This is a genomic window from Nostoc sp. CHAB 5715, assembly GCF_020829685.1.
Taxonomy (GTDB): domain Bacteria; phylum Cyanobacteriota; class Cyanobacteriia; order Cyanobacteriales; family Nostocaceae; genus Nostoc.
This window is the reverse complement of sequence record NZ_JAIVFR010000304.1, coordinates 1-7,407: the sequence shown is the minus strand read 5'-3', so window position 1 is coordinate 7,407 and position 7,407 is coordinate 1. Positions and strand designations below refer to the sequence as shown.

Sequence of the window (7,407 nt, the reverse complement as noted above, 5' to 3'; positions counted from 1 at the left end):
AACTATGATCATGACACAATCAAAAAAGTTTGCCAAATCACAACAAAAGCAGTATTTACCTACCCAAGGCAACAACGTACCTCCTTTGAATCCATCTGACCAAAAGCCATCGCCAAAAAGAGAACCGATTAAACATTTATTGATTGGTTCACCAAAAGCCGTTACCAGCACAATTCACTTATTGCAAGTTCTCGGCTATGCCAACGTTGGCGATTGGAGTGCGCTACTACCAACAGGTAATCCACATGAAGTTATGAGTATTTTAAGCCGTCAGATTTTGATGCAATAACTCAGTCAAACACTATCTAGTCCCCTCCCCAATATATCGGGGAGGGTTAAAGTGCAATACAGTTCAGTTAAACTTTTTTCTCTAAAAAAAAATATGGCATTCCTCGTATCGATGTGGATACTTGGGGCCTTGACCAAACAATTCGCAATACTTCGGCTACGCCCTTCGACTACGCTCATACCATTTCACTTTAATAATGATACAAATACGCTGGTAAGGGCATGGCAATGCCCATTGGTGTCAACTTAAGCTAAAAATCGCTTATCTGTTGGCTGACACGCCCGCCTAGAACTAAAGTTCATTGGCTTATAGCTAAAGTCTACTGAAGTAGACTAAAGATTTTTTGCTATATTTAGTCATCTTCAGATGACTTCCGCTATTAGCAAGGAACTTCAGTTCCTTGCGGGACATGGCTTTTACGTTAAGTTGACACGTATGGGCAATGCGCTTTACCCCTACCGCGTGGTCTATTTACCTGAAAATAGCTGTAAGTTGCATAAAAGCAGGGGTGGAGCCGCTTGCTACAAACAAATCACTCTAAAAATTACTACATGAACCGTCGAACTCAAGTGACTTGAAAATAATTAACCGTTGTTGTGTCTATAGTCGGCATCTAACCAACAGCGTGGTAGAACTTCACCTGAAGGAAAAACGAGATTTTCCTTTTTAAAACTATTAGTTTGCTGTTCTTCTTGACCTTCTTGGTCTTTTGCGTGAACAACATCACTATTCGGATCAAGTAATTCCTGAATTTCAACAATCTTTACCAATTCGCCACTATCTTTGACTTGTAAAAGCATAGAAATTGCCTCAATGAGTTTGCATGGAAGTTCAAAGCGAGTCTCAAAATAAACTCGCTCAAATCTAAACAGATTTTGAACGCGGAGATTCCTTAATTGTTAAAGGAAATTTTTATCAGATATCCACACATAAAATTACACGAGATTAATTTGTGTGTGTGTAGCTGTAGAGTTATTTTTTATAAAATAGACACCTAATCCCGAACCTAAAATAGAATCAGGGAATGCTGATTAATAAAATTGTCCAACTAAGATAACTTTGGTTTTAGCGATTAGAAATCACGTTGATATTTTTCCAGAATATCTACTAAAGTGACTTGGCATTGCAGGGGTAGTAAATCGATTAAAGGAATTTCACGTTTCCCGCCGCCAATTTTTACTGGAATCGATCCCAAGACTTGTAAAACTCGGTCTTCATTGACAGCGTTGGAAGTAATTAAAGGATACAGTTGCTCTGCAACAACTGTATGCAGTTTGGCATTAGATAAATAAAGATGCCATTTGGCAACGTCTATGTAGACGTTTTCGCCAATTTCAGCTGCTAGGGCTTCTAGTAGTTCTGTGGTGTTAGTCTTAGCCATAAAAATAACCCTACATTCAGAAAAAGTGCGAAATATCAGGCTTTTTTATATTATGGCTCAATTAACAGCCTAATCCTACTACCAGAGGTTACAATCGCCCCAGCATGAGTAATCCATCTTCAGGTGGATTTTGGCGGAGTTTCGGTGTAGTTAGCGATCGCACTAATATATATCAGATGCACCAACAATATTCCTGTCCAACTTAAAGTCACCCAAGGCAACCACTCCCAAGTAGTGCCTTTCAAGATGTGGAAAAACCACAAGCCAGAATTAATGGTAGCAGCGATCGCTACATGCACAGCAAAATTCATTCTGTCATCGATTTTGCGGTAATCAGGGTCTTTGCGATCGGGTTTGCGAGGCCAGCGAGGAGGCATAAATATTTGTTACAGATTTAAATACACCCTATTCATTCTAAGGTTTTTGTGGCAGTGGTTGCTATTAGACCCTTACAACCAGTCATAATCGAATTAAAAGTCTCGGCATTGATCCTGATAATCTTCCATAACTGGGGAGTGGGGGATGAGCGCTACAGACATAACCGACACAATATTGCGTAGGTTTTGGCTAAAAAATAAAAATGTGTAGGTTGGGGAGCCACTGCGTTGGGCGGGTTTCCCGACTTGAAGCAAGTGGCGTTTGAGGAACGAAACCCAACATTTCCAGGGCTTTGTTGGGTAACACTAAAGTTCAACCCAACCTACAAATCTTCAAAACCTACGCAGTATTGACATAACCGATGTTGCTACAGTCATGACGGAAGTTGCTACAGCCTGCGCGTAACACGGAAACGTCAAAGCAGAAGCTGCTACAGCCTGCGCGTAACACGGAAACGTCTTGGCGGAAGTTGCTACAGCCTGCGCGTAACACGGAAACGTCTTGGCGGAAGTTGCTACAGCCTGCGCGTAACACGGAAACGTCAAAGCGGAAGCTGCTACAGACTGCGCGTAACACGGAAACGTCATGACGGAAGCTGCTACAGACTGCGCGTAACACGGAAACGTCATGACGGAAGCTGCTACAGACTGCGCGTAACACGGAAACGTCATGACGGAAGCTGCTACAGCCTGCGCGTAACACGAAAACGTCTTGGCAGAAGTTGCTACCGTCGCAGTTTCGTGCCGTAATAGCTTTTTAACAGTCAGCAACTTCAATTTAACTATGAAACATCACAGTTACTAAAGGTAGAAAAGCTAACATAAATCCATGCCAAGATTGTAATTGAGCTTCTGGGGTTGCTTCTGGTGGTGCTAATAAAGCTTCTACTCTTTGTTTTAAGCGATCTGCACCAGAAGAACCTAATGCAGCACAGCATATTTCTGATAAGACTGGACTGCTACTAACCACTAATAAAAGTGATTCTGCTAACACCAGAGGGTCTACCTGCAATGCTGCATAACCGTCGGCACGGAGTTCGCGCAAAGCTAACAGTTCTTCCCACAAAGGCTCTGTATTTGGCAACCATGTCGTGCAAGAACGCACCCAACCCAGCCAAAAAAACCAGAATGTATCCCTGTAATGGTGATGCCCTTGCTCATGGGCTAAGACGCTTTCTAAATGAGCCGGTGAGAGAGTTTGCACTAATCCTTGACTAACCACTAGTTCTGGTTGCCAAAAACCGATTTGACCCGCAAATAACGCGCCCGTTTGCAGTAACCTGGCTCGTTTATTCCCCAAATTCACCAGAGGACAGTTACGCGCAGATTCTACAGACTGCAAACCTTGAAAGGCCAGTTTCATGCATAAAATGGCAAAAAATGCCAGATAAATTAATGCTAGTAAATAGCTGACTGAGCCTGTATACATTCCGCCCATTTGTCCTTGAGGCCCCATGAACAGCACCGCGATCGCTGTCATGAAAATTAGCAAGGGTGGGAAGAGGAACAAAAATAGCGATCGCTGCCATCGCATATTCCAATTGCCTTGGGGTTTATTCCAAGAGGATCTTAACCACCAGGCAACTGCCAAAGCAATCAAAATCATCATTAGATGCATCATTTTTCCTCCCTGGCTTGGCGTGCTGATTGAATGCGTTTGGCGATCGCTGCTATTTGCTCACTAGCTGCTTCATCTAGGCTATCGGCAAAGGCTGCGATAACATCGGGGTTTCCCACCGCCAGAAATCGCTGTAACTGCTCGTGAGCTTTGATGACATCTGATTGCTGTTTACTCAGCATTGGCCGCCAATAGAATGCCCGCTCTTTCTTGTCACAGGCTAGCCAACCTTTATCAGTGAGGCGACGTAAGACAGTAGTGACAGAAGTATACGCTAATTCGCGGTTGGGGTCAGCCAGAATGCGATCGTGTACATCCTTTACTGTGGCTGAACCAAGTTCCCAGATGATATTTAAAATTTCCGCTTCCAAGGGGCCTAAAGATAGTTGTTTAGGGCGGTAATCGGGTAAAGGTGCCATAGCAATTTCAATGGGGAGTGGGGAGTGGGGAGTGGGGAGTGGGGAGTGGGGGGTGGGGAGTGGGGGGTGGGGAGTGGGGAGTGGGGAGTGGGGAGTGGGGAGTGGGCTTGCCGTGACTTGTACTGAGCTTGTCCTGAGCGGCTTGCCCTGAGCTTGTCCTGAGCGGCTTGCCCTGAGCGTAGTCGAAGGGAGCCGAACGGGAATGAGTGAATATCCGTCTCTTAGCGCTGTAACCTTGACCTTGAAACTGTAACTTTTTCCCCATTTAGAAAGTCTGTTCTTGTTTTAGATTACAGGATAGTGCAGCAGTCTGAAAGTCTATTCAGATAAAAATGGGCTTTTTGAGTACTTATTAGGGATTAGGGACTCTTAAGATTGGGTGCATCCCAGTTTTTATTTTTTAATGAGAAAATAATTGTCATTGCGAACGCGAGTGCGTCTCGTAGAGAGGAGGAACGACGAAGCAATCGCATGGACTCGCTCTGAGGGAGGAGGATTTTGTGATTGCAACTCTAAGAGACGCACTCGCGTTCGCAACGCTTGCAATGACATGCAAAAAAGTGGGATGCTCCCCTTAAGATTTAGTTAAAACCCGCAAGTTCGCACAAAAATATAAAAAGATTTATGATGTGTGATAATGATTATCCATAAGGTGAGACAAGAGGAATTTAGAGTATGGTGGCTGACGTAATCAACAATTCAGTTCCCGTTACTGTTCTTACAGGCTATTTGGGAGCAGGTAAAACGACTCTACTCAATCACATCCTCACCTACGAACATGGCAAAAAAGTTGCTGTGATTGTCAATGAATTTGGGGAAGTGGGTATTGATAATCAATTGATTATTGATGCAGATGAAGAAATTTTTGAAATGAACAATGGCTGTATCTGTTGTACAGTGCGCGGCGATTTAATTCGCATCATTGGCAATTTGATGAAGCGGCGCGATAAATTTGACCATTTAGTAATTGAAACAACTGGATTAGCAGATCCAGCACCAGTGATTCAAACATTTTTTGTTGATGAAGATTTGCAAAGCCAACTGTCTCTAGATGCGGTGGTGACAGTCGTAGATGCCAAGCATATCTCGCAGCACTGGGATGCAGACGAAGCACAAGAACAGATTGCCTTTGCCGATGTAATTTTACTTAATAAAACAGATTTGGTAGCGCCAGAAGAGTTGAATGAATTAGAAAAACGGATTCGGGCGATGAATGCGATCGCAAAAATCTACCGTACCCAAAATTCTGAACTAGGAATGGATGCTTTATTAGGTGTAAAAGCCTTTGATTTAGATCGTGCATTAGAAATTGATCCAGATTTTTTAGGCGAAGATGCCCACGTACACGATGAAACTGTTTTTTCTGTAGCTTTAGTAGAAGCAGGTGCAGTCGATGGAGAAAAATTAAACGCTTGGCTTTCGGAGTTACTGCGTACCCAAGGCCCAGATATCTTTCGGATGAAAGGCATTTTAAATATTGCTGGAGAAGAGAATCGATTTGTATTCCAAGGAGTACACATGATATTTGATGGCAAACCCGATCGCCCCTGGAAACCAAGCGAAACTCCCAAAAACGAACTAGTCTTTATCGGTCGCAACCTTGATGCAGCCCAACTCAAGCAAGATTTTCTCGCTTGTTTAGCTTAATTTAGGGAGTGGGGAGTGGGGAGTAGGGAGTAGGAAGTAGGGAATTCCCGATTCCCGATTCCCGATTCCCGATTCCCCACTCCCGATTCCCCACTCCCCACTCCCCTTCAAAGATATGAACTCCACAACCAAATCTAAGGAATTTGAACAACATTACTCGGGGACACTTTCAGATTATGTAACTGCGATCGCTTGGTCGCCACAAGGTAAAACTTTAGCAGCAACTTCCGCCGCCGGTGAAGTAGTTTTGTGGAATGATGGCGAACTCACAACCTTACAAACTGGTAACGGTAAATCAGTAGACTGTCTAGCTTTTTCAACCGATGGAAAATTTTTAGCCGTTGGCGGACAAGATGGACAGGTGAAAATTTGGCGCGGTAGTGAATTAATCGCCACGTTGGAAAATGCCCCCGCATGGGTTGACAAGCTAGCTTGGAATTACACCAGTAACCAACTGGCTTTTAGTTTGGGGCGTTACGTCCAAGTTTGGGATGCAGATACTCGTGAAATTGTCGTGACGCTGAATTTCGACAACTCTTCAGTATTGGGTATAGATTGGCGGATTGACGGACAGTACTTAGCCATTAGTGGTTATAAGGGTATTAAAATTTGGCATAGTCAAAACTGGGATGAAGAACCATACAGCTTAGATATGCCTAGTGTCAGTGTAGCTATGGCTTGGTCGCCCGATGGCAAATTCCTGGCTTCTGGCAACATGGATCGTAGTGTCACCGTTTTAGAATGGAACAACCCCGACCCTTGGGTGATGCGTGGCTTCCCTGGTAAAATTCGCCAATTGGCATGGTCAGAAGCTATGACTAAAGTGGGTGCGCCAATACTGGCATCTTCTAGCGTTGAAGGTATTGTGGTGTGGCAAAAACTAGAGGATGATTCTTTAGGTTGGGAAGCACGAGTATTAACTAATCATGTGGGTGTGATTAATGCGATCGCCTTTGCACCTAAAAGCTTCCTTCTTGCTTCTGCTGCTGCTGATGGCTGGTTGTGTTTGTGGAACAAAGCCAAAGAAGTATCCCAAATTATCACAGGTGTCTCAGCAGGATTTTCCACCCTAGCTTGGCATCCCCAAGGTAAGTTACTGGCCGCAGGCGGTGAGCAGGGCGAATTACTTGTATTGTCAAAGGTTTTGCGCGGTCAAGGATTTGGGCGTAGTTAAGCAGTACTCACTAATTAAAGTTGAAGGTGGGCAATTTATTGGCTATGCTGTATCAGCAAAGGTATCTTTGTGTAAATTTATGAACATAATCAAACTGATTTTACTTGCCTGTCCCGCATCTCTGGTATCCATGCTGCTGGTAGTCAATCCAGTAAACGCATCCAGCCTGAAATATGCTTATGCTACCCAAATTATGACGGTAGTATCTACACAACAAATTTCTGATTTGGCAACACCAAAGTTGACTCAAACATCTAATCCGATTATTGATCAACTTGGTTGCAATTGTGCCAACTGTGTTCAGTCTAAATTTCAGTCGCTACAAGGCAAGCTGCCATCAATCGGTTTTTAATAAACTTAGGAGTTATGAATATTGTAGGGGCACGAGCCAGCTCATACGTGTCAACTTAACGTAAAAGCCATGTCCCGCAAGGAACTGAAGTTCCTTGCTAATAGCGAAAGTCATCTTTTGATGACTAAATAATCCGAAAAATCTTTAGTC

9 protein-coding genes are annotated in these 7,407 nt (G+C 43.6%); 4 read left to right on the top strand and 5 right to left on the bottom strand.

The features are described from left to right. Window positions 1-10: 10 nt before the first annotated feature. Window positions 11-289 (top strand): hypothetical protein, encoded by a 279-nt coding sequence (locus tag LC574_RS17840; RefSeq protein WP_229454741.1) that lies wholly within the window; start codon window positions 11-13, stop codon window positions 287-289. 584 nt (window positions 290-873) lie between these two features. Here the strand turns inward: LC574_RS17840 and LC574_RS17835 are convergent. The 5 genes from LC574_RS17835 to LC574_RS17815 all read right to left on the bottom strand — a co-directional run bounded on the left by LC574_RS17835 (window position 874) and on the right by LC574_RS17815 (window position 4,084). Beyond that, a complete protein-coding gene (locus LC574_RS17835) occupies window positions 874-1,089 on the bottom strand; it encodes an acetyltransferase (RefSeq protein WP_229454739.1) in 216 nt (71 codons plus the stop codon). Between the two features lie 272 nt (window positions 1,090-1,361). After that, window positions 1,362-1,670 (bottom strand): DUF3181 family protein, encoded by a 309-nt coding sequence (locus LC574_RS17830; RefSeq protein WP_229454738.1) that lies wholly within the window; start codon window positions 1,668-1,670, stop codon window positions 1,362-1,364. A gap of 119 nt (window positions 1,671-1,789) precedes the next feature. Next, the gene (locus LC574_RS17825) at window positions 1,790-2,047 is read right to left on the bottom strand and encodes a 2TM domain-containing protein (protein WP_190728676.1); all 258 of its coding nucleotides are present in this window, start codon (window positions 2,045-2,047) and stop codon (window positions 1,790-1,792) included. 778 nt (window positions 2,048-2,825) lie between these two features. Continuing rightward, entirely contained in the window at window positions 2,826-3,665 is an 840-nt protein-coding gene (locus LC574_RS17820; protein WP_229454740.1) for a M56 family metallopeptidase, read from the bottom strand. Further along, the gene (locus LC574_RS17815; RefSeq protein WP_118169357.1) at window positions 3,665-4,084 is read right to left on the bottom strand and encodes a BlaI/MecI/CopY family transcriptional regulator; all 420 of its coding nucleotides are present in this window, start codon (window positions 4,082-4,084) and stop codon (window positions 3,665-3,667) included. Before LC574_RS17815 ends, LC574_RS17820 begins: the two co-directional genes overlap by 1 nt. A 675-nt stretch (window positions 4,085-4,759) precedes the next feature. Between LC574_RS17815 and LC574_RS17810 the strand changes: the two genes are divergently transcribed. From LC574_RS17810 to LC574_RS17800, 3 genes are all read left to right on the top strand, one after another. Next, window positions 4,760-5,731: a GTP-binding protein gene (locus tag LC574_RS17810; RefSeq protein WP_229454737.1), complete on the top strand. Its 972-nt coding sequence runs from the start codon at window positions 4,760-4,762 to the stop codon at window positions 5,729-5,731. A 115-nt stretch (window positions 5,732-5,846) separates the two neighbouring features. After that, complete coding sequence (locus LC574_RS17805) at window positions 5,847-6,905, top strand: WD40 repeat domain-containing protein (RefSeq protein WP_229454736.1); 1,059 nt, start codon at window positions 5,847-5,849, stop codon at window positions 6,903-6,905. Window positions 6,906-6,984: 79 nt separating this feature from the next. Beyond that, on the top strand, window positions 6,985-7,257 hold the full coding sequence (locus LC574_RS17800) for a hypothetical protein (RefSeq protein WP_229454735.1): 273 nt from the start codon (window positions 6,985-6,987) through the stop codon (window positions 7,255-7,257). The last annotated feature ends 150 nt before the right edge of the window (window positions 7,258-7,407 follow it).

Bases quoted from the DNA above. Each gene is read 5' to 3' on its own strand.
- LC574_RS17840 (WP_229454741.1), top strand. From the start codon at position 11: ATGACACAATCAAAAAAGTTTGCCAAATCACAACAAAAGCAGTATTTA.
- LC574_RS17805 (WP_229454736.1), top strand. From the start codon at position 5,847: ATGAACTCCACAACCAAATCTAAGGAATTTGAACAACATTACTCGGGG.
- LC574_RS17820 (WP_229454740.1), bottom strand. From the start codon at position 3,665: ATGCATCTAATGATGATTTTGATTGCTTTGGCAGTTGCCTGGTGGTTA.
- LC574_RS17810 (WP_229454737.1), top strand. From the start codon at position 4,760: ATGGTGGCTGACGTAATCAACAATTCAGTTCCCGTTACTGTTCTTACA.
- LC574_RS17815 (WP_118169357.1), bottom strand. From the start codon at position 4,084: ATGGCACCTTTACCCGATTACCGCCCTAAACAACTATCTTTAGGCCCC.
- LC574_RS17800 (WP_229454735.1), top strand. From the start codon at position 6,985: ATGAACATAATCAAACTGATTTTACTTGCCTGTCCCGCATCTCTGGTA.
- LC574_RS17825 (WP_190728676.1), bottom strand. From the start codon at position 2,047: ATGCCTCCTCGCTGGCCTCGCAAACCCGATCGCAAAGACCCTGATTAC.
- LC574_RS17835 (WP_229454739.1), bottom strand. From the start codon at position 1,089: ATGCTTTTACAAGTCAAAGATAGTGGCGAATTGGTAAAGATTGTTGAA.
- LC574_RS17830 (WP_229454738.1), bottom strand. From the start codon at position 1,670: ATGGCTAAGACTAACACCACAGAACTACTAGAAGCCCTAGCAGCTGAA.